This is a genomic window from Caloramator quimbayensis (assembly GCF_900167605.1).
Classification (GTDB): Bacteria; Bacillota; Clostridia; order Clostridiales; family Caloramatoraceae; genus Caloramator_B; species Caloramator_B quimbayensis.
The window spans coordinates 20,954-40,045 of sequence record NZ_FUYH01000003.1 but is presented as its reverse complement, the minus strand read 5'-3'; the positions used below and the strand labels follow the sequence as shown (position 1 = coordinate 40,045).

Annotated in this window: 21 protein-coding genes and 1 riboswitch; of the genes, 17 read left to right on the top strand and 4 right to left on the bottom strand. The window is 32.1% G+C overall.

Annotated elements, in window-relative coordinates; genetic code table 11:
* Nucleotide 1 precedes the first annotated feature (1 nt).
* The gene (locus tag B5D15_RS02410; protein WP_078695514.1) at nucleotides 2-535 is read left to right on the top strand and encodes a 2-oxoacid:acceptor oxidoreductase family protein; all 534 of its coding nucleotides are present in this window, start codon (nucleotides 2-4) and stop codon (nucleotides 533-535) included.
* 31 nt (nucleotides 536-566) lie between these two features.
* Here B5D15_RS02410 and B5D15_RS02405 read toward each other — a convergent pair whose 3' ends face one another.
* From B5D15_RS02405 to B5D15_RS02395, 3 genes are read right to left on the bottom strand one after another with little or no spacing between them, the layout of a single operon-like run.
* Nucleotides 567-1,376 (bottom strand): MetQ/NlpA family ABC transporter substrate-binding protein, encoded by an 810-nt coding sequence (locus tag B5D15_RS02405; RefSeq protein WP_078695513.1) that lies wholly within the window; start codon nucleotides 1,374-1,376, stop codon nucleotides 567-569.
* A gap of 12 nt (nucleotides 1,377-1,388) precedes the next feature.
* Nucleotides 1,389-2,066, bottom strand: coding sequence for a methionine ABC transporter permease (locus B5D15_RS02400; protein WP_078695512.1), 678 nt, complete (start codon nucleotides 2,064-2,066; stop codon nucleotides 1,389-1,391).
* The gene (locus tag B5D15_RS02395) at nucleotides 2,053-3,060 is read right to left on the bottom strand and encodes a methionine ABC transporter ATP-binding protein (protein WP_078695511.1); all 1,008 of its coding nucleotides are present in this window, start codon (nucleotides 3,058-3,060) and stop codon (nucleotides 2,053-2,055) included. Before B5D15_RS02395 ends, B5D15_RS02400 begins: the two co-directional genes overlap by 14 nt.
* 199 nt (nucleotides 3,061-3,259) lie before the next feature.
* A riboswitch (SAM riboswitch) is annotated at nucleotides 3,260-3,358 on the bottom strand.
* A 213-nt stretch (nucleotides 3,359-3,571) separates the two neighbouring features.
* On the opposite strand from B5D15_RS02395, the gene B5D15_RS02390 reads away from it, so the two are divergent.
* The 8 genes from B5D15_RS02390 (at nucleotide 3,572) to B5D15_RS02355 (ending at nucleotide 13,027) form a co-directional block, all read left to right on the top strand.
* Nucleotides 3,572-5,728 carry an HD domain-containing phosphohydrolase gene (locus B5D15_RS02390; RefSeq protein ID WP_179122160.1) on the top strand — a complete coding sequence of 719 codons (2,157 nt, stop codon included), beginning with the start codon at nucleotides 3,572-3,574 and terminating at the stop codon, nucleotides 5,726-5,728.
* Between the two features lie 121 nt (nucleotides 5,729-5,849).
* Nucleotides 5,850-6,350 (top strand): DUF8052 family protein, encoded by a 501-nt coding sequence (locus B5D15_RS02385; protein ID WP_078695509.1) that lies wholly within the window; start codon nucleotides 5,850-5,852, stop codon nucleotides 6,348-6,350.
* 20 nt (nucleotides 6,351-6,370) lie between these two features.
* Complete coding sequence (locus B5D15_RS02380) at nucleotides 6,371-8,008, top strand: carbon starvation CstA family protein (protein ID WP_078695508.1); 1,638 nt, start codon at nucleotides 6,371-6,373, stop codon at nucleotides 8,006-8,008.
* A gap of 135 nt (nucleotides 8,009-8,143) precedes the next feature.
* Nucleotides 8,144-9,490, top strand: a complete 1,347-nt coding sequence (gene glmM / locus B5D15_RS02375) for a phosphoglucosamine mutase (protein ID WP_078695507.1) — start codon at nucleotides 8,144-8,146, stop codon at nucleotides 9,488-9,490.
* Between the two features lie 338 nt (nucleotides 9,491-9,828).
* Nucleotides 9,829-11,658 (top strand): glutamine--fructose-6-phosphate transaminase (isomerizing), encoded by a 1,830-nt coding sequence (gene glmS, locus B5D15_RS02370; RefSeq protein ID WP_078695506.1) that lies wholly within the window; start codon nucleotides 9,829-9,831, stop codon nucleotides 11,656-11,658.
* A 166-nt stretch (nucleotides 11,659-11,824) separates the two neighbouring features.
* A complete protein-coding gene (locus tag B5D15_RS02365) occupies nucleotides 11,825-12,157 on the top strand; it encodes an inorganic diphosphatase (protein WP_078695505.1) in 333 nt (110 codons plus the stop codon).
* A 277-nt stretch (nucleotides 12,158-12,434) separates the two neighbouring features.
* A complete protein-coding gene (locus tag B5D15_RS02360; protein WP_078695504.1) occupies nucleotides 12,435-12,641 on the top strand; it encodes a DUF6199 family natural product biosynthesis protein in 207 nt (68 codons plus the stop codon).
* 77 nt (nucleotides 12,642-12,718) lie between these two features.
* Complete coding sequence (locus B5D15_RS02355; protein WP_242948675.1) at nucleotides 12,719-13,027, top strand: class I SAM-dependent methyltransferase; 309 nt, start codon at nucleotides 12,719-12,721, stop codon at nucleotides 13,025-13,027.
* Between the two features lie 260 nt (nucleotides 13,028-13,287).
* Here B5D15_RS02355 and B5D15_RS02350 read toward each other — a convergent pair.
* Nucleotides 13,288-14,447 (bottom strand): IS3 family transposase gene (locus tag B5D15_RS02350; protein ID WP_143287173.1). Its coding sequence is split into 2 segments (ribosomal slippage): nucleotides 13,288-14,192 and nucleotides 14,192-14,447, totalling 1,161 coding nucleotides; the frame shifts between segments, so codons are not numbered across the junction.
* A 346-nt stretch (nucleotides 14,448-14,793) separates the two neighbouring features.
* On the opposite strand from B5D15_RS02350, the gene B5D15_RS02345 reads away from it, so the two are divergent.
* The 8 genes from B5D15_RS02345 (at nucleotide 14,794) to B5D15_RS02315 (ending at nucleotide 19,024) form a co-directional block, all read left to right on the top strand.
* Complete coding sequence (locus B5D15_RS02345; protein WP_078695503.1) at nucleotides 14,794-15,252, top strand: DUF5680 domain-containing protein; 459 nt, start codon at nucleotides 14,794-14,796, stop codon at nucleotides 15,250-15,252.
* 39 nt (nucleotides 15,253-15,291) lie between these two features.
* The gene (locus B5D15_RS15680) at nucleotides 15,292-15,480 is read left to right on the top strand and encodes a DUF1848 family protein (RefSeq protein WP_242948674.1); all 189 of its coding nucleotides are present in this window, start codon (nucleotides 15,292-15,294) and stop codon (nucleotides 15,478-15,480) included.
* A gap of 15 nt (nucleotides 15,481-15,495) precedes the next feature.
* The gene (locus tag B5D15_RS15675; protein ID WP_242948673.1) at nucleotides 15,496-15,744 is read left to right on the top strand and encodes a DUF1848 family protein; all 249 of its coding nucleotides are present in this window, start codon (nucleotides 15,496-15,498) and stop codon (nucleotides 15,742-15,744) included.
* A gap of 106 nt (nucleotides 15,745-15,850) precedes the next feature.
* On the top strand, nucleotides 15,851-16,360 hold the full coding sequence (locus B5D15_RS02335) for a hypothetical protein (protein WP_078695502.1): 510 nt from the start codon (nucleotides 15,851-15,853) through the stop codon (nucleotides 16,358-16,360).
* A gap of 230 nt (nucleotides 16,361-16,590) precedes the next feature.
* A complete protein-coding gene (locus B5D15_RS02330) occupies nucleotides 16,591-17,025 on the top strand; it encodes a hypothetical protein (protein WP_078695501.1) in 435 nt (144 codons plus the stop codon).
* Nucleotides 17,022-17,684, top strand: a complete 663-nt coding sequence (locus B5D15_RS02325) for a hypothetical protein (RefSeq protein WP_143287172.1) — start codon at nucleotides 17,022-17,024, stop codon at nucleotides 17,682-17,684. Before B5D15_RS02330 ends, B5D15_RS02325 begins: the two co-directional genes overlap by 4 nt.
* Nucleotides 17,671-18,282, top strand: coding sequence for an SF0329 family protein (locus tag B5D15_RS02320; RefSeq protein ID WP_078695499.1), 612 nt, complete (start codon nucleotides 17,671-17,673; stop codon nucleotides 18,280-18,282). Before B5D15_RS02325 ends, B5D15_RS02320 begins: the two co-directional genes overlap by 14 nt.
* Nucleotides 18,283-18,586: 304 nt before the next feature.
* Nucleotides 18,587-19,024 carry a GNAT family N-acetyltransferase gene (locus B5D15_RS02315; protein WP_078695498.1) on the top strand — a complete coding sequence of 146 codons (438 nt, stop codon included), beginning with the start codon at nucleotides 18,587-18,589 and terminating at the stop codon, nucleotides 19,022-19,024.
* Nucleotides 19,025-19,092 lie beyond the last annotated feature (68 nt).

The window sequence follows — 19,092 nt, the reverse complement described above, 5'->3', positions numbered from 1 at the left end:
CATGGCACATCAGGATATAATTTTTGCAGGTTTTGGAGGACAGGGTATATTATCAATGGGTAAATTTCTTGCTTATGCAGGAATGGAAGAGAATTTAAATGTGTCATGGCTTCCATCCTATGGCCCTGAAATGCGTGGAGGTACAGCAAACTGTTCAGTTATAGTATCTGATGATAACATAGGTTCTCCAATAGTATATGATGCTACAACAGTAGTTGTTATGAACAGGCCATCTCTTGACAAGTTTGAACATTCAGTTGTTAAAGGAGGACTTTTAATAATAGACAGCGACCTTGTAAACAGAGAAGCAGAGAGAACAGATATAGATGTTATAAAGATTCCTGCACAAAAGGTTGCAGAGGAAGTTGGCTCAAAGAAGATTGCAAATATGGTTCTCCTTGGAGCTCTTGTTGAAAAGACAAAGATAGTTAAAATGGAATCACTTCTTAAAGCATTAAAGGAACATGGAAAAGAACAGTTCTATGAAATGAATAAAAAAGCCCTCGAAAAAGGAGCGGAATACGCAAGAAAGTAATTTTAAGCCCCCGATTTCGGGGGCTTTTAAATTAAAATGCTGGAACTATTGCACCGTTATATTTTTCATTAATAAATTTTTTAACTTCCTCTGAGTTAAGAGCTTTTATTAGTTCTAATATTGCAGGAGAGTTTTGATTGTCAGGTCTTACTGTTAAGACATTTGCATAGGGGGAATCTTTATCCTCTATAAAAAGTGTATCCTTTGGATTAAGCTTTCCTTCAAGGGCATAATTTGTGTTTACAATTGCAAAATCAACATCGCCTAAAACTCTTGGGAGCTGTGCAGCTTCAAGCTCTTTAAAGTTTAAGTTTTTTGGATTCTCAACAATATCCTTTGGAGTCTGAGTAAGATTTGTTGCGTCTTTAAGCTTAATAAGTCCTTGGTTTTGAAGCAGAAGAAGAGCTCGACCTTCATTAGTAGCATCGTTTGGTATTGCAACTATTGCACCATCTTTAATTTCATCCTTAGATTTAATTTTTGATGAATATGCTCCCATAGGCTCAACATGAACCTTAGTAGCAGCTACTAACTTAATACCATTTTTGCTTGCAAAGTCTTCCATGTAGGGAACATGCTGAAAAAAGTTTGCATCAAGCTGTTTATCATTAAGAGCAGTATTTGGAGTTACATAGTCAGTAAATTCTTTTATTTCAAGCTCGATTCCTTTCTCTTTTAAGATTGGTTTTACAACGTTTAATATAGCTGCATGAGGGACAGGTGACGCTCCAACAACTAATTTAGTTGTTTTTTGTTCTGATGAAGTTGATTTAAATGAACAACCAGTAAAGGAAAGAGTAAGTATTAAAAGTATTGATAATAAAGAAAATAATTTTTTCATTTATAAAACCTCCTAACGTTTGTCAAACTTTCTTGCAAGGATATTTCCCGCATACTGTATTATTTCTACAAGAATTATAAGAACTAAAATTGTAGCTATCAGCACATCAGTCTGAAACCTTTGATAGCCGTATCTTATTGCTAAATCTCCAAGACCACCTCCTCCAATGGCTCCTGCCATAGCAGAATAGCCAAGAATGTTTATTATTGTTAGAGTTATTCCCAATATCAATGAAGGCAGCGCCTCTTTAATCATTACTTTTAAGATAATCTGAAATGTCGTTGCTCCCATAGATATAGAGGCTTCAATAATGCCCCAGTTTACTTCAAGAAGTGCATTTTCAACTATTCTGGCTACAAAAGGACATGCTGCGATTGATAAAGGAACAATTGCTGCTGTAGAACCAATTGTTGTGCCAACTATTATTCTTGATAAAGGGAATATAGCTATGATTAATATAATAAATGGTATGGAACGGGCAATATTAACAATAGTACTTAATATTTTATTTATATTTAAATTTTCACATATATGACCTTTTGAAGTAATGACAAGTATTATACCAAGGGGAAGCCCTAAAATTACAGAAAAAATGGTTGAAAAAAATACCATATATATTGTTTCAATAAGAGAAGGACATAATGTCTTTAACAGGTCTAATAAATATGTATATAAATTAGCATATTCCATTTTCTATCACCTCTACTGTAAGCTTATGTTCTTTAAGATAGTTTTCAGCTTTTTTAATATCTTCTTTTTCTCCACTAAGATTTATAATAAGGCTTCCAAGCTGAATATTTTGAACTACATCGATATTGCCAGTAATTATATTTGCATCTACATTAAAATTTTTTACCATGTTTGAGATTATAGGTTTTTGTGCATCATCACCAATAAATGTAATCTTTAATAATTTTCCATCAGAAACTATTCTTCTTGAAGATGATAAAAATATATCTTCTGTAAATTTTTTTGAGGTTTTTGATTTTGGATTAGAAAAAACTTCAACAACGCTCCCCTTCTCTGCTATTTGTCCATCTTCTATCACTGCAACGTTTTTACACAAATTTTTAATTACTGACATCTCATGGGTTACTACAATAATTGTTATTTTATATTCTTCGTTTATACTTCTTAGAAGATTTAAAATAGATAGAGTTGTTTGAGGGTCGAGGGCAGAGGTTGCTTCATCGCAAAGTATTATCTTAGGGTCGCTTGCGAGAGCTCTTGCAATTGCCACCCTCTGTTTTTGCCCTCCTGAGAGCTGTGAAGGATATGAATTTTTTTTATCCTTAAGATCAACAATCTGCAAAAGCTTGTTTACCTTTTCGTCAATTATAGATTTATTTACATTTGATATTTTTAAAGGGAAAGCTATATTTTCAAATACAGTTAGGTTCATTAATAGATTGAACTGCTGAAAAATCATACCTATATTTTTTCTAAAATTGCGAAGCTGTTTTCCGTTTAGCTTAGTTATATCAGTATCGTCAATAAAAACGTTACCTGATGTTGGTTTTTCAAGAAGGTTAATACACCTTAAAAGTGAGGACTTTCCAGCACCGCTTAGTCCCATAATTCCAAATATATCACCATCAGCTATTGATAGATTAATATTTTTTAAAGCTTCAAACTTTTCGTTATCCTGTTCATAGGTTTTGCTGAGGTTAATTATTTTAATCAATTATACTTCACTCCTTTAACGCAATAATTTACTAAAGTGCAGTATGCACAATGTGTTAGACCAAAACAATATGCTTGGTTTATAATATATTTAAATTATAAAAATCAACTAAGGATAAATTGAGAGAAATATTTTTGATTAGAGAGATAAGCTTAATAAGAAAGCCTCTTTCATAATGAAAGAGGCTAATAAACATCCTCTCTCATCTCCCGGTATTCCTACCGCTGGAATTGGCACCATGCATAATGCTGGTTGCCGGGCTTCATAGGGCCAGTCCCTCCGCCTCTCTGGATAAGAGTTAATCATATTTAACTTATATTGGTTATTATAAGAATTAAAAAACTATATGTCAACAATTTTTTAAAAATTTTTTGAGAATATATTTTATAAAAATTTAATATATTTTGACTTTTATTGACATTACTTTACAAAAAATATATAATAGCTTTAACTATTCTATAATAGATAATTTTAATTTATATATGTTAACTTCGATTGGATGGGGAATTTTATGAAAAATATATTTAGAAACATAAAAAAATTTTTTGGATTTAATATTTTGTTCATTCTTGCAATTGTAATAATAGTTTTTCAACTTTATTATACCGATACTATTTCACAAAAATTTTATGAGCAGGTTGAATTTGAAAAAAGATTAGAGCTTAAGCAAAAGGTTGATATTGCATACAATACTATTCTTCCTATTATTGAAAAGATTAGAAAAGGGGAAATAACTAAAGAAAAAGCAACAAAAGAGATTACTGATATAGTATCAAGAATGACTTATGATGAAAATGGATTTAAAAATTATATATTCATGAGCAGCTATGATGGTACATATTTTGTTCAGCCCTTTGAGCCTGATAATGTAGGAAAAAACTTTTATGATTATAAGGATCCTAATGGTACATATGTTATTAGAGAATTAATAAAAGCTGCCAAGGAACATCCGATGGGACATTACATTACTTATCTTTCATTCCAGTCAGATTATAATGAGTATAGACCCAAATTATCTTATGTAAGAGGAATACCTGAAATAAATGCATATATAGGCACAGGAATGTATTCAAAAACAGCAATAGAGAGTATATATAAGCTTCTTGATTTAATGAGAGTAGCTTTAATTTTAATTCTTATATTTATTCTTTTTTTATTCTATGTTTATACGAGAAAGCTGCTATTTGATAATAAACTTTTAGAGGGAGAAATTGATAAAAGACAAAGGGCAGAAAGTGAATTAATTATAGAAAAAAAGAATATTGCTTTAAAGAATGAATATTTAAAGACACTTTTTTATAATTCTCCTGATGCGATTGCAGAATTTGATGAAAACAATATAGTTGTTGATGTAAACGAATCCTTTGAAAAGTTGTTTCAATATAAAAAAGAAGAATGTATAGGAAAGGATATTGATTATCTTGTTTCAAGTGAAAACAGATATTCTGATGCAAAGGAAATTACAAATGATGTATATAAAAAAGGATATGTTTTTACTGAAGGGATAAGATTCACAAAATATAAAAGGCCAATAAGCGTTAAAATAAGAGGTCTTTTAATTAAGGTTGATGATAAAAACGTAGGAGGATATGGCATATATACTGATATAAGCGAGCAAAAAAGATATGAAAAGAAATTAGAATATTTTAGCTTTCATGATTCTTTAACAAAGTTATATAACTATAGTTACTTTTACAGTCAGATGAATAATTATTCAAAAGAAGAGGCTTTGCCATTGAGCATTATTATGGCGGATGTTAACGGATTAAAGCTGGTTAATGATACTATGGGACACGCATATGGAGATAAATTATTGAAATCCTTTGCTAATATATTATTGCTTTGCAAAAGAAAAGAAGATACAGCTATAAGATTAGGAGGAGATGAATTTGTACTTATAATGCCTAATACCAATAAAAGTGAAGCTATTAAGGTTTTAAATAATATTAATAAAGAGATAGAAAGCTATAATGAAAAGCTTGATGAGAAAATTTTAAGGCTGAGTATAGCTACTGGATTAGCGATAAAAAAGGATTTGAATAAAACAGTTGAAGATGTATTAAAACAGGCCGATGATAATATGTACAAAAACAAACTGCTTGATAAGACAAGCTCTAAAAATCATATATTAAATGTTCTAATTGCTGCACTTGGAGAAAAGGACTATATAACAAAAGGGCATACAGAAAGGGTTTCAAAATTGTGCAGAAAAATGATTAAAAAACTTGATATCGATTATAGTAAATTAAATAATTTAATGCTGTTATCCGATGTACATGATTTAGGTAAGGTTGCAATTCCGGATAATATTTTAAATAAGCCTGAACCTTTGACAGATGAAGAATGGAATATAATGAAAAGTCATTGTGAGAAGGGATATAAAATTGCACTATCAACTCCTGAACTTGCAGGAATTGCTGATTTAATTTTAAAACACCATGAAAGATGGGACGGAAAAGGTTATCCTTTGGGAATTATGGGAGATGAAATACCTATAGAATGCAGGATACTGTCTATTGTTGATTCTTATGATGCTATGACAAGCAAAAGGCCATATAATAATCCTAAGACCCATAAGGAGGCATTAGAAGAAATAAAAAGATGCAGTGGAACTCAATTTGATCCTGAGCTTGCTGAAATATTTGTAAGTGATGATATGTGGGAATGAATTTTTTATATAGGGCTGCTCGTTGCATATTCATGCATTACGAGACAGCCTTTTTATATAAAAATTTATAATTTTTGCAGGAAGAATTAAAAATATATAGAAATATATAGTAGGTGATGATATGGACTGCAATTTATATTTAGAAAATCTAGAAAAAAAATTTAACCAATATTTTACTATTGAAAAGAATATATTTATAAAAGGAATAGAAATAAATATTTTTGCAAAATACTTTGAAAAAACGGGGAGGACTTTAATTACTCAAAGGGATGTTATTGATGCCTTCGAAAACTATGAGTATTGTTTTATAAAAACCTATGAAAATATATCCCTTAGAGAAATAATAGAGTTTGAGGAATTTTTAAAGCACGCTGCTCAAATTTATGTAAAACCCCATTCAGAGCATATGTGTACTCATGTTACAGGGATTATGGTAAGCAAAGGAATAATTAATGATGAATGTATAAAAGAAATTAATAAATTTAAATACAGTAAAAGCTTTAAATTTATGCTTCATGGGTGGTGTGATGTAAGGCTTATTGTTGCTGACCTCTTTAGCGATGCTGTTATTACCAATAAGGCAGGTAAAAGCGTTAAAAAGGTGTATGAAGTTACACCTTAAAAATAAAAGGAGGTCTTTATATGAATTCCTTAGTTTTAGTCATCTTAGGTATTATACTATTTTTAATTGCTTATGCAACCTATGGTTCATATCTTGCTAAGCAGTGGGGCATTGACACATCAAGAAAGACACCAGCTCATACTTTAAGGGACGATATTGACTATTGTCCTGCAAACGCAAAAGTGCTTTTAGGACATCACTTCTCATCAATTGCAGGTGCAGGTCCTATTGCCGGCCCAATTCAGGCTGCTATATTTGGATGGCTTCCTGTATATCTTTGGATAGTTATAGGAAGCATATTTGTAGGCGGTGTGCACGACTGGGGTTCACTTTTCGCATCAATAAGACATGACGGAAAATCAATTGGTGAGATTATAAGGGTAAACCTTGGCGAAAAGGGTAAGAAATTATTTAACATCTTTGCATGGTTAACCCTCGTACTTGTTGTTGCAGCTTTTACAGATATTTGTGCAGGAACCTTTGCCTATGATGCAGCAAAGCCAGAAATTTTAACAGGTGCAAGGGCAGGTACAGCATCAGTTCTTTTCATATTCCTTGCTATAGCTTTTGGATTTTTAGTATACAGAAAGAATGCAAATCTTGCTGTATCAACAGTTGTTGGAGTTGCATTATTGTTCCTATGTATTTATATTGGATATCAGTTCCCATTCCTTAAACTTTCAAAGACAGGTTGGCAGGTAGTACTTATAATTTATATATTCTGCGCATCGGTACTTCCTGTTTGGATGCTTTTACAGCCAAGAGACTATCTTTCTTCTTTCCTTCTTTATGCAATGCTTATAGGAGGAGTATTAGGTATTATTATTTTAAGACCTTCCATTGCAATACCTGCAACTACAAGCTTTGTTGTAGGTTCAGGTGAAAAAGCTCAGTACCTTTTCCCAATTCTATTTGTAACGGTTGCATGTGGTGCTATATCAGGATTCCATTCACTTGTAGGTTCAGGTACAACATCAAAGCAGCTTAATTCAGAAAAAGATTCTAAACTTGTAGGTTATGGCGGTATGCTTATTGAAGGTGTTGTAGCAATTGTTGCATTAATATCCGTTGCATATGTTGCAAAGGCTGAAGGAACACCAGCACAGATTTTTGCATCAGGTGTTGCAGCATTTATGAACAGTTTCGGTCTTCCTGTTCCAGTTGGCAAAGTATTTGTAGTACTTGCATTTTCAGCATTTGCATTAACAAGCCTTGATACTGCAACAAGAATTGGAAGATATATATTCCAGGAATTCTTCCCTGTAAAACAGGACGGTACAAAGTCTCCTTTAGCTAATATGTATGTTTCAACAGCAATAACAATTGCATGTTCAGTACTGCTTCTTGCTTATGGATATCTTAATATTTGGCCTATATTTGGTTCAGCAAACCAGCTTCTTGCAGGATTATCACTTCTTGCACTAACAGCTTGGTTTATAAATACTGGAAAGAAATCATGGATGACTATGGTTCCTATGATATTCATGTTCTGCGTAACATTGACAGCACTTTTGCTCCTTATTAAGAACTTCTTTGCTGGCGGCAAAATACTACTTGGTGTAATTGCAGTTCTTCTCTTTATTCTTGCAATTGACCTTATTATTACTTCTACTAAAGTTCTTTCAGGCAAGAATGAAAAGAAAAGCATAAATGCATAAAAACAAAAGGCCCTTTTTAGGGCCTTTATTTTTTTTACTTTTCACTTTTAACATGGCCTTTTTAATTGATTGAAAATAGGGGGTACATATGGTATTATACAATTATTGACTATTTATAAATTAGGAGAGATTAAAATGGGAAGAATGTTTGGAACTGATGGTGTAAGAGGTATTGCGAATAAAGAACTTACTGCAGAGCTATCATATAAACTCGGGAGAGCTGGAGCCTTTGTTTTAACTGAAGGAGCTCATAAACCAACTATTGTTGTTGGAATGGATACGAGAATTTCAGGGGATATGCTTGAAGCGGCACTCGTTGCTGGTATATGCTCTGTCGGTGCTCATGCAGTTTGCGTTGGAATCGTTCCAACTCCTGCTGTGGCATATCTTACAAGGCTTTATAATGCTGATGCCGGGGTTGTAATATCTGCATCCCATAATCCTGTTGAATACAACGGAATAAAATTTTTCAACAGGGAAGGATATAAGCTTCCAGATGAAGTAGAAGACAAAATAGAGGAGATTATAAAAAATAATCTTGAAAATGTTCCGTCTCCTACAGGGGAAGACCTTGGAAGAAGAGAAGTAAGATATGATGCAGCAGAGGAATATATAAAATTTTTAAAAGAAACAATTGATGTTGATTTTAAAGGACTTAAAATAGCCCTTGACTGTGCTGAGGGAGCGTCATCCTTTATAGCACCAAAGCTTTTTAAAGAACTTGGGGCAGATGTATATGTTATTCATAGTAACCCAGACGGAAAAAACATTAATAAGAATTGTGGATCAACGCATATGGATGAGCTTAGAAAATTTACTGTAAGCTTTAAATGTGATATAGGTTTTGCCTTCGATGGTGATGCAGATAGGTGCCTATGTGTTGATGAAAAGGGAAATGTTATTAATGGGGATTTTTTAATGACTTTATGTGCAAAACATCTAAAGAAGACAGGAAAATTAAACAAAGATACTCTTGTTGTAACTGTAATGAGCAATATGGGACTTGATATAGCATGCAGAAAGGAAAATATAAATACAGTTAAAACAAAGGTTGGAGACAGGTATGTTCTTGAAGAGATGTTAAAGGGAAACTATAAATTAGGAGGAGAGCAGTCAGGACATATTATATTCCTCGATTATAATACAACTGGAGATGGAATTTTAACTGCTCTTCAGGTTGCATCCATACTTAAAAAAGAAAATAAACCTTTTTCAGAGATTTCATCTATAATGCACGAACTTCCTCAGGTGCTTGTAAATGCTAAAGTTTCAAATGATAAGAAAGATTTATATAAGAAGGACGAAGTTATATTAGCTGAAATTGAAAAACTTGAGAAATTGCTTGATGGATGCGGAAGAGTATTAATAAGACCTTCAGGTACAGAACCGTTAGTCAGGGTAATGCTTGAGGGGGAAAACCAAAGTGAAATAGAAAAAAAAGCCCATGAACTTGCAAAACTGATTGAAGAAAGATGTAAATAATTAACTTTAAGCCTTTGCATTTTAAAGCAAAGGCTTTTTTGGAAAAAATATGATAAACAAATTGTTAACAAAATTAAAATTATGCAGAATAGGTATTACTTTTTTAGCTAAAAATTAATATAATGTAACTATAAAAAATGAGGAGGTGAAAATAATATTAAAATTTAAAGCGCCAGGACTTACCTTTGGTAAGTTGACGAGGATAGGGAGTATCGAATCTTCGGCGGGTGCCCTACGGTATCGCACTACCGATAGAGGCTGATAAAAGCAGGAAGCGATTCCTGTCACAACATCAGCCGGGTGACGGCAAAAATTAAATAACAGAAAGGATGTAAAATATGTGCGGAATAGTAGGTTATATTGGTAAAAACAATGCAGTCCCAGTTTTAATCGAGGGGCTTAAAAAGCTTGAGTACAGAGGATACGACTCTGCAGGAGTCAGCGTATTTGACGGAAAGGAGCTTTTAATTACAAAGTGCAAAGGAAGACTTGCAAATCTTGAAGAGAAGGTTAAAAATGAGCCTATAAGCGGAACCTTAGGAATAGGTCATACAAGATGGGCTACTCATGGTGAGCCTTCGGATTTGAATTCACATCCCCATACTAATAAGGATATGACTATAAGCGTTGTTCATAACGGGATTATAGAAAATTATATAAAGATTAAAGAGTGGCTTATATCCCTTGGATATGAATTTGAAACTGAAACGGATACAGAGGTTGTTCCTCATCTTATTGATTATTATTATGATGGTGATTTGGTTTCAGCTGTAATGAAAACTCTCGACAAAATTGAAGGTTCCTATGCTCTTGGGGTTATTTGCAGTAAGGAGCCAGATAAAATGGTTGCTGTAAGAAAGGATAGTCCTCTTATCGTTGGACTTGGAAAAGGTGAAAATTTCATTGCATCGGATATACCTGCAATTTTATCCTATACAAGGGATGTTTATCTCTTAGATAACAGCGAAATTGCGATACTTACAAAGGAAGATGTTAAAATAGTAACTCGTGAAGGACTTTCTGTAAACAAAGAGATTTTCCATGTAACTTGGGATGCTCAGTCTGCAGAAAAAGGCGGTTTTGAGCATTTTATGATAAAGGAAATCCATGAGCAGCCTAAGGCAATTAAGGATACAATGACTTCGAGAATTATGGCTGACTGCGATGAAATAAAGCTTGATGATATAAAATTAACTTCTGAGCAGTTGAAAAATATAGACAGGATTTATATTGTTGCCTGTGGTACTGCATATCATGCAGGTATGGTTGGAAAGTATGTAATCGAAAAACTTGCAAAAATTCCAGTTGAAGTTGATATTGCATCTGAGTTTAGATATAGAGATCCAATTATAAACGAAAAGACACTTATGATAGTTGTAAGCCAGTCTGGAGAAACAGCAGATACCCTTGCAGCCTTAAAACAGGCAAAATCTAAGGGAGCAAGGGTTATAGCCGTTACTAATGTCGTAGGAAGTTCAGTTGCAAGGGAAGCTGATGATGTTTTATATACTTGGGCAGGACCTGAGATTGCAGTTGCTTCAACTAAAGCCTATGTAACACAGCTTATTGCTATGTATATAATCGCCCTTTATCTTGCAAGATTAAATGGAAATATTTCAGTTGAGGAATATAGACAGATAAGGGATGAGATGTTAACCCTTCCTGAAAAATCACAGGAAGTTTTAGACCAAAAGGAAGAGCTTCAAAAGTTTGCTGCTTCAAATTATATGCATAAGGATATATATTATATCGGAAGAGGTCTTGATTTTGCAGTTGCTCTTGAAGGCTCTCTAAAGCTAAAGGAAATTTCCTATATTCACTCTGATGCCTATGCAGCAGGGGAGTTAAAGCATGGTTCAATAGCTTTAATTGAAAAGGGAGTTCCTGTAATTGCGCTTGCATCACAGAGTGAACTTTATGATAAGATGGTAAGCAATATTAAAGAAATAGTTTCAAGAGGTGCAAAAGTTATAGGTTTTGCCTTTGAAGGGAACAGTGAAATCGAAAAAACAGTAAACCAAGCAGTTTATATACCAAAAACTCTTGACATTTTAGCACCAGTTCTTCTTGTTATTCCTCTTCAGCTTCTTGCATATTATACAGCGGTTGAAAAGGGATGCGATGTAGACAAACCAAGAAACCTTGCAAAGAGTGTAACTGTAGAGTAGGGATAGTCCCTGCTCTTTTTTTAATGTATAACCCAAAAAAACTCGTGTCACAAATAAAAAAGTTATGTTAAAAATAATAAAGTCGTGTCAAATAGATAATAAAGTTATATTAATAAATTTAATGTATAATAGTGTTATGTTGAGTAATAAAAAAGGAGAGAGTATAATGCGTGAATATTTGAATAAAAAGGTTAAAGTCATTGTTGATAGGCCGTTATGCTCAAAGCACCCAGAGCATGAAATATATTATCTCTTAAACTACGGATATATACCTAACACAATCTCTGAAGATGGTGAAGAAGTTGATGCTTATATTATAGGAGAGTTTCAGCCTTTAAAAGAATTTGAGGGTGTTGTAATAGCAATAATTCATAGAAAAAATGATATTGAAGATAAATTGGTAGTATCAAAGCATCCACACAAATACAGCAAAGAACAAATACAAGCGATAGTGGAGTTCCAAGAACGATTTTTTGATTCAGAGATTATAATGAGTTGATACTGTATACCCCAAAAAAACTCGTGTTACGAATAATAAAGTCGTATCAAAAATAAAAAAGTCATGTTAAATAGATAATATAGTTATGTTAAGATTTGCAATCGCATAATTATAGTTAAAAATTGAACAACCCATTTTTTTAATGATAGAAGGATAATTACAAAAGCAAAAAAATATACTATCATAAAGGAACAAAACTTGTTTAATTGAAAACGAAGTTATGTTATATTAAGGTCATAATAGTATTATAGTGCGAAATAATGAAGGGGAACATTATATGATGATATTGTTGAGCATTTTTATTTTAATTATAGGGATTATCATGTTGATTAGTCCAGATACATGGTGGCAAATTACAGAATCATGGAAATCTTATGCTGCCACAGAGCCTTCTGATTTTTATATAAAAATAACTCGTATTACAGGCGTTTTTTTTTCAATGATTGGAGTTGGTGGCATAATATTTTTTTTGTTATTACCATAAATAAATAATATAAAAGTTTGGAGCATAACATTCATTTAAGATTGAATGTCATTATTTAATTTGAGCGGAGAATGAATATGGAAGATTATAACGTTGTGAAAAATGTTGACACTTGCCTTGACATTGGCTGTGGCAAAGGGGAACTTTCATTTATGCTGTCCAAACAATCAAAAAGAGTAATAGCAGTTGACCTTGCAGATAAAATGATTGAAAGGGCAAAGATTTTACATGTAAATAAAAACATAGATTATATTTGCGGAAACATTCTTGATATGGAATTTGAAAACAATAGCCTTGATGTCATTATAACAACAGCCACAGCACATCATTTCCTTATGAGTGGTTTCTTAGTTTTGCAAAGGATAAACTTAAAAAAGTCATGTTAAAAGTCATGGTGAAAATAGGGTAGAAAACCTTATTGGAGCCATGATTTTTGTTTTTTAGGGGGAGTAGGAGTAGGGTTAAGGTATAAGGATAAGGCTAAAAGAATTGATTTTATTGGATTTGAAGGGTGTATTGATGAAAGAAATTTATTAAAACTTTCCCCTTTTCCGGTTTTTTTCAAAGTTGATTGAAACCACTATATTATATTTGATATACTAATATGGTAATTGAACTTGCAGTGGTCAAGCATTTTTGTAACACTTTAATCTAATATTTTGGATTTTCTGTATCTCGCTTCAAATGGCGTAAGTCCTTCATTATATGTATGAGGTCTTAGATGATTATACCAAACGTAAGCAAAGTTGTTTATTGCTTTGTTTAATTCTTCATCATTGTGATAATGGTAATGATGAATTAATTCATTTTTCAGAGTGTTGTAGTATCTTTCCATAGGGGCGTTATCAAAAGGACACCCTGCCCTGCTCATACTTTGTTGTATATTTACTGACTCGCAGAAATCTATAAAGTCCTTAGATGTGAATTGCGAGCCTTGATCACTATGAACAATTAATTTATCTGTCAGCTTTGGCTGCGAAGCAATGGCCTTTTTAAGCGCATTAATAGCAAGCTCGTTTGTTATCTCTTTACCGTTTAAACTAGCTATAACAGAGCGATCATACATATCAAGTATAGTACAGTTGTATCTTTTACTGCCATCTGTCAAAAATAAATATGTAAAATCCGTACACCATACATGATTTGGTTTATCGGTTGTAAAATTTTGATTCAAAAGGTTTGGAAAAATTTTATGGGGTTGTCCTTTTTTATAACCAGGTTTCTTTCTTTTAACAATGGAAGTAAGTCCAAGTTCCTTATTCATATATTTATGAACAGTATTTTTACTACAAGTGATACCTTTACGTGCCAGAAAGATTTTCATATTACGATGTCCAAGACGGCCTTCGGTTTCATGATATATTTTATTAATTTGATCATGTATTTTCTGTTTTTGGGTACGATAATTAGACTTCCTGTCCTTCAGAAAGTTATAGTATGCATTCGGTGATAAGTTGAATCTTCGAAGAAGCCATCTTAATCCGAATTCTTTACAATTATCTTGAATAAATCGATAAACCACTAATCGATTTCCCTCGCAAAGAATGCCGCCGCTTTTTTTAGGAACTGGTTCTCTTTCTTTAACTCTTCAAGTTCCTTGCGGAGCCTTAGATTTTCCTTCATATAATCGTATTCTTCCTTTAATTCGCGGTTTGTTTGGCATTCTTCACGGTAAGCCTTTATCCAGATGGATATAGCGGCTTTTGAAACTCTGTACTCCTCGGCTAAACTTTTTAAAGTACGCCCCTCTTCCAGATGGAGACGAACTATTTTCTTTTTAAATTCTTCTTCATAATATTTTTGCATAGATACCCCTCTTTCCTTATAGATTTATTATATCTATTAGATTGGGGTGTTACAACTTTAGTATACCATTACAACTAAAGGAGAAATTTGTAATATGGAAGCATTAATAGAATTATTGGATAAAAAGTTAATATTAGAGAAGTATGAAATAATAGAAGATACTATTTATGTTAAATATAAAAATTCTGAAGCTGTATGTCTGCCATAAATGCAGGCATACAGAGTTTACCTTTACAGGACCAAAGGAAGGGTTTGACGAATGGAAGGACTGGTAAAGTTATTCTTTAATGTTATTGTAATGTTTATTTGATATGTTTATGCTTCAGGGGAAAGGGTGATAAAGACAATGAACTGCACAGATTTGGCTTTAAAAGAATTTTTGGTCAGAGCAAAGATAAATACATATGCTGGAGATGGGGTTCTTTCTACGTCTTCAAGGCCGAACTCAAAGGATTTACACTATAGTGAAGGGGATTTAATATATATAGACTCTTACTTCGGGAGTGCTGATTTTATTGGTGAAGAAGTAGTGTTTGAAAATCAAAAGCCGATATGGGGGATGAATTACTATGGGAAGATGCTCGTTGATGAAATTCCGTCAGGATTTATTAAATGCTTGAAAAGCGCATTAAAGGCAGTTACTGTTGAAAACCCATTTAGAGGGCCTGCTTTATTTGAACAGGGTGGGTTTGTTTATAAATGTTTATGGCAGGGAGATATATCTAAGTTTAACGGGAATGAGGCAATATACTTTGATGGCATTGAAATATATAGATTGTCTTTTCATGGCGGATATATAAAATAGCATTAAATATTTTACACACATCATAAACTCAAACTTTTTATGGAGTATTATCCAAAATCGATGTTTGAGATAATAAGTTGCAGCAGAAGAACGGATATTTCAGCATTTTATTATGATTGGCTTCAGGAAAGTCTGAAAAATAAATATGTAATGGTAAAAAATCCTTACAATAAGTCAACATACATGGTGGATTTATCTCCTGAAAGGGTGCACTCAATTTGCCTGTGATCAAAATCATTTGCCGTGGAGATTGCAGATAAATATAGAGTTACTATTTATACATGTACCAGCCCCATCATTGAAGGAGTACCTGAAGTGAGGAAGGGGCATTGTATAGATGGGGCCTATCTTGAAGAATTGTTCGGTAAAAGAGCATCCCATGCAAAAGATGCAGGGCAAAGAAAAGAATGTGGATGTACCAAGTCAAGAGATATTGGAGCATATGGTGGGCAGAGTTGCGGGCATGGGTGCCTTTATTGCTATGCGAGATAATTGAAATACAGTTTCCTGTGGGAAAAATTATTTGTAAATATGTATTGAGAATATTAAAGGTATCCGATATCTAAAGTGAAAAATATAATTTAAGGAGCAAAAAAATATGAGAAAAATAAAATTATACAACATAATTTTCCCAATTTGGTTTTTATTATTTTTACCTCCAGTTATAATTATAACACTGATAGGTAATTTTACCATTGATTCATTGGTAATAATGGCTTGCTTTTTTGTTTTTAGATTGGGCAATATACAGAACAACCTAAAAACATTTTATAAGAAAAGCATATTAAAAGTTTGGATATTTGGATTTTTAGCAGATATTATAGGTGCTTCAATACTATTTTTATTGGAGATGGTCGGAAATTACTTGAAATTGCCTAATGAATTGATTACAGCAATAGACTATGACCCGTTTAGCCATCCTGTGGCAGTTGTAATAATAATATTTTCCATGCTGATAGCTGCAGTTTTTATATTTGTATTTAATTATAAATTTACTTTTAAAAAACAGATTGAAGATAAGAAGTTAAGATTAAAAGTAGCAATTACTATTGCTATTATTACAATGCCGTGGACATTTTTATTGCCTACTAAGCTGTTTTATCATTGATTTTAAAGTATGTTAAACAACTTAAAAAGAAAGCAGGATAAAGAGTAATAAGAAGTATGAATTGGATTAATTCAATAAAAGAATATATAATTTAGAGAATAAACCTTCTTATATGTTCTTACAAGAACCACAGCTTATAAGCGAAGCATTTGTGCTGTCCTATATAATTGGCGGATTATAAAAGTAGTAAGTAATGTATTAAAATTAATAATACTAAAGGAGCAAATACTATGATGAAGAAAGTTTACTTGCAGGAGTGGATACTTAAAATAGATGCTGAAAAAACAAAAGAATATTATGATAGTATAACAGTTGAAGAAGGATGTGGCTGTGATTACTGTAGAAATTACATAAAAAATTGTAAAACTTTTTCGAAAGAAGTGATGGACTTTTATACAATGTTAGGTATTGACCCGGAAAAAGAAGGGGAATTTATGGAGTTTGAAGCTAATGCAGGTAAGCATTTATATATGGGTTTTTATCATTTGATTGGGGAAATAGTTAAAAGACCTAATAATGGAGCAGACAAATGGGATAACGCAAACATAATTAAAATTGGAAATGTGAAGTTTACATTTACTGATAAGTTAGACCTTGTACCAGATAATTTACCAAAACCAGTTATGCAATTGGAATTTGAAGTTATGTTGCCGTGGATTTTGTGAAAAGATATAAGAAGAGTATATATGTAAGAGAGGTATTACAAAAAATGATACTATTAAAACCAATAACAAAAGAAGAATTTTACAGCATAAAAAAATTATCAATAAATCATGAAGAAATAGAAGACTGCTTTAAGAAGTATACTCATGGATTTTTAGATGTTTATGATCACTGTTTAACTCCTGAAGAAGCAGATAAATTAATAAATTCTTTTGGGGAACATAATCTTAAATACGAAGATAGATTTGTAGAATTTATGCAAGCAGTTTATAAAATGAATAAAATCCAGCCAGTTGTAGTAGAATTTCACATGAACGGTTTGAGTAATATAGAATTAGTAAATATTTTATCTTGTTTAGACTATAAAGATAAATTACTCTTTATTGACCAGATTAGATATTTAAACGGCGATTCAAATATGTTTTTAGTAGAAGATGAAGAAATCATAACTTTATTAACAAAATTATCAACCAGGGAATTAATCTTTTCTATTTTTCACTTCATAAGAGTTCCTGTGAGTGTCTGTGGCAATTTTGATTTATCTTTTCCGATGTTCTTTGCGGGCAGTGATGGATTATATCTTTATAAAGATATGGCAAGGGAATGCAGTCTTCATATAAGAGATATAAAAATTATGGAGGATAAGTATGAGATGGAGTAAATTAAAGAAACAATTAGAGGATTTTATTTGTCCTTGCTTAAGAAGCAGGGTAGAATTTTGGGTAACAAATTATAGAAAGGCTCATGACCAGATGGGCAGGGCATATATAACGGTAGATAGGAATGAAGTTATTAATATGTGTACTATCAAAAAGGAAATTGCTGTATTTAATGCAGAAAAAGAATTAAAAGACAATAATGAAGATATTTTTGAACAAAATTATTTTAAACAAAACAGGATATATGAGTTGTTAAGAAGGGAAGGCTTTTCTGAAAATATATTACCAGAAATAGCCATAAACAGAAGTATAAATGATATGGCACATAAGAAAGTAGAAAGACAAGATATATTTGCACAATATGACTTCTTTGAGTCTGCAGAAAGATTTTTGAATTCTCCTATTGAAGAGTCATTGGAATCGGATAATGCAATTATTAATGTATTGGCAATAATTGATAGAAGAGTAGGAAAAAGAACTCTAAGTAAAATTAAAAATTCCATAAAAAATAAAAGTAAACTTGTGCGTTATTTCTATCAATTAAGGTGCGAAGCCGAAGAAAAAGTATTTTTGGATAATGGAGGTACTGAAATTGACTGACCTATTTTGTGACAGGAAATCATGAATGGTGGTTAGGGAAGTTTGAGTTTCTGGAAAAAGTTATGAATGAAAATAGTGTTCATGTTTTACGAAATACCTGTGATAGAATAGGTAAAGGTAAAGATAGTTTATATTGAGGGAATAGATGACCCAGCGTCAACTCAAGGGATATATGAGGAAGTAAAAGCGGTAAAGGGAATATAAGAAAGTGATATATTGAAAGGAAGGGAAAAAGCATGAACGTCAAAATTAAAGAACTTTCAGAGGAATTATTTTAACTACTGCTAAAATGATTACTGAGTGAATGAATTATCATAGAAAATTAAACAATGCTCCTAAAGAATATTGGCATACAGATGAAGAATCTAAAGAAACTCTGCAATACTGGAGAGAAGAAGGAACTGTTTATAATGTGTTTTTAGATAATGAACCAGTTGGATTTTTCTATGTAATATTTGGTGGACAAGATGTAGCGTGGTTAGAAGATTTATTTATATTAGAGCAGTATAGGGGTAGTGGTATAGGTAAAATTGCTATGCAGAAGTTGGATGAATTAATGGCCGAAAAGAAAGTTGTTGCAATGTTTGTAGATGTTATACCAAGAAACACAAGTGCTATAAAATTTTATAGAGAATGTGGATTTGATCATTTAAATCAAATTCAGTTAAGGAAAAACTATGATAAAAAGTTAGACAAGAATGACGAGATAGAACTATTAGGCTTTAATTTTAGAAAATATTAGTAAATGTTTTATTTGATTTGAACATAAACTTAGATAAAATTTTTTGATAAAGGTATTGACTATCACCT

Coding starts and splice junctions, on each gene's coding strand:
- B5D15_RS02410 (WP_078695514.1), top strand. CDS start 2: ATGGCACATCAGGATATAATTTTTGCAGGTTTTGGAGGACAGGGTATA.
- B5D15_RS02405 (WP_078695513.1), bottom strand. CDS start 1,376: ATGAAAAAATTATTTTCTTTATTATCAATACTTTTAATACTTACTCTT.
- B5D15_RS02400 (WP_078695512.1), bottom strand. CDS start 2,066: ATGGAATATGCTAATTTATATACATATTTATTAGACCTGTTAAAGACA.
- B5D15_RS02390 (WP_179122160.1), top strand. CDS start 3,572: ATGAAAAATATATTTAGAAACATAAAAAAATTTTTTGGATTTAATATT.
- B5D15_RS02385 (WP_078695509.1), top strand. CDS start 5,850: ATGGACTGCAATTTATATTTAGAAAATCTAGAAAAAAAATTTAACCAA.
- B5D15_RS02380 (WP_078695508.1), top strand. CDS start 6,371: ATGAATTCCTTAGTTTTAGTCATCTTAGGTATTATACTATTTTTAATT.
- glmM (WP_078695507.1), top strand. CDS start 8,144: ATGGGAAGAATGTTTGGAACTGATGGTGTAAGAGGTATTGCGAATAAA.
- glmS (WP_078695506.1), top strand. CDS start 9,829: ATGTGCGGAATAGTAGGTTATATTGGTAAAAACAATGCAGTCCCAGTT.
- B5D15_RS02365 (WP_078695505.1), top strand. CDS start 11,825: ATGCGTGAATATTTGAATAAAAAGGTTAAAGTCATTGTTGATAGGCCG.
- B5D15_RS02360 (WP_078695504.1), top strand. CDS start 12,435: ATGATGATATTGTTGAGCATTTTTATTTTAATTATAGGGATTATCATG.
- B5D15_RS02355 (WP_242948675.1), top strand. CDS start 12,719: ATGGAAGATTATAACGTTGTGAAAAATGTTGACACTTGCCTTGACATT.
- B5D15_RS02345 (WP_078695503.1), top strand. CDS start 14,794: ATGAACTGCACAGATTTGGCTTTAAAAGAATTTTTGGTCAGAGCAAAG.
- B5D15_RS15680 (WP_242948674.1), top strand. CDS start 15,292: ATGGAGTATTATCCAAAATCGATGTTTGAGATAATAAGTTGCAGCAGA.
- B5D15_RS02335 (WP_078695502.1), top strand. CDS start 15,851: ATGAGAAAAATAAAATTATACAACATAATTTTCCCAATTTGGTTTTTA.
- B5D15_RS02330 (WP_078695501.1), top strand. CDS start 16,591: ATGATGAAGAAAGTTTACTTGCAGGAGTGGATACTTAAAATAGATGCT.
- B5D15_RS02320 (WP_078695499.1), top strand. CDS start 17,671: ATGAGATGGAGTAAATTAAAGAAACAATTAGAGGATTTTATTTGTCCT.
- B5D15_RS02315 (WP_078695498.1), top strand. CDS start 18,587: ATGAATTATCATAGAAAATTAAACAATGCTCCTAAAGAATATTGGCAT.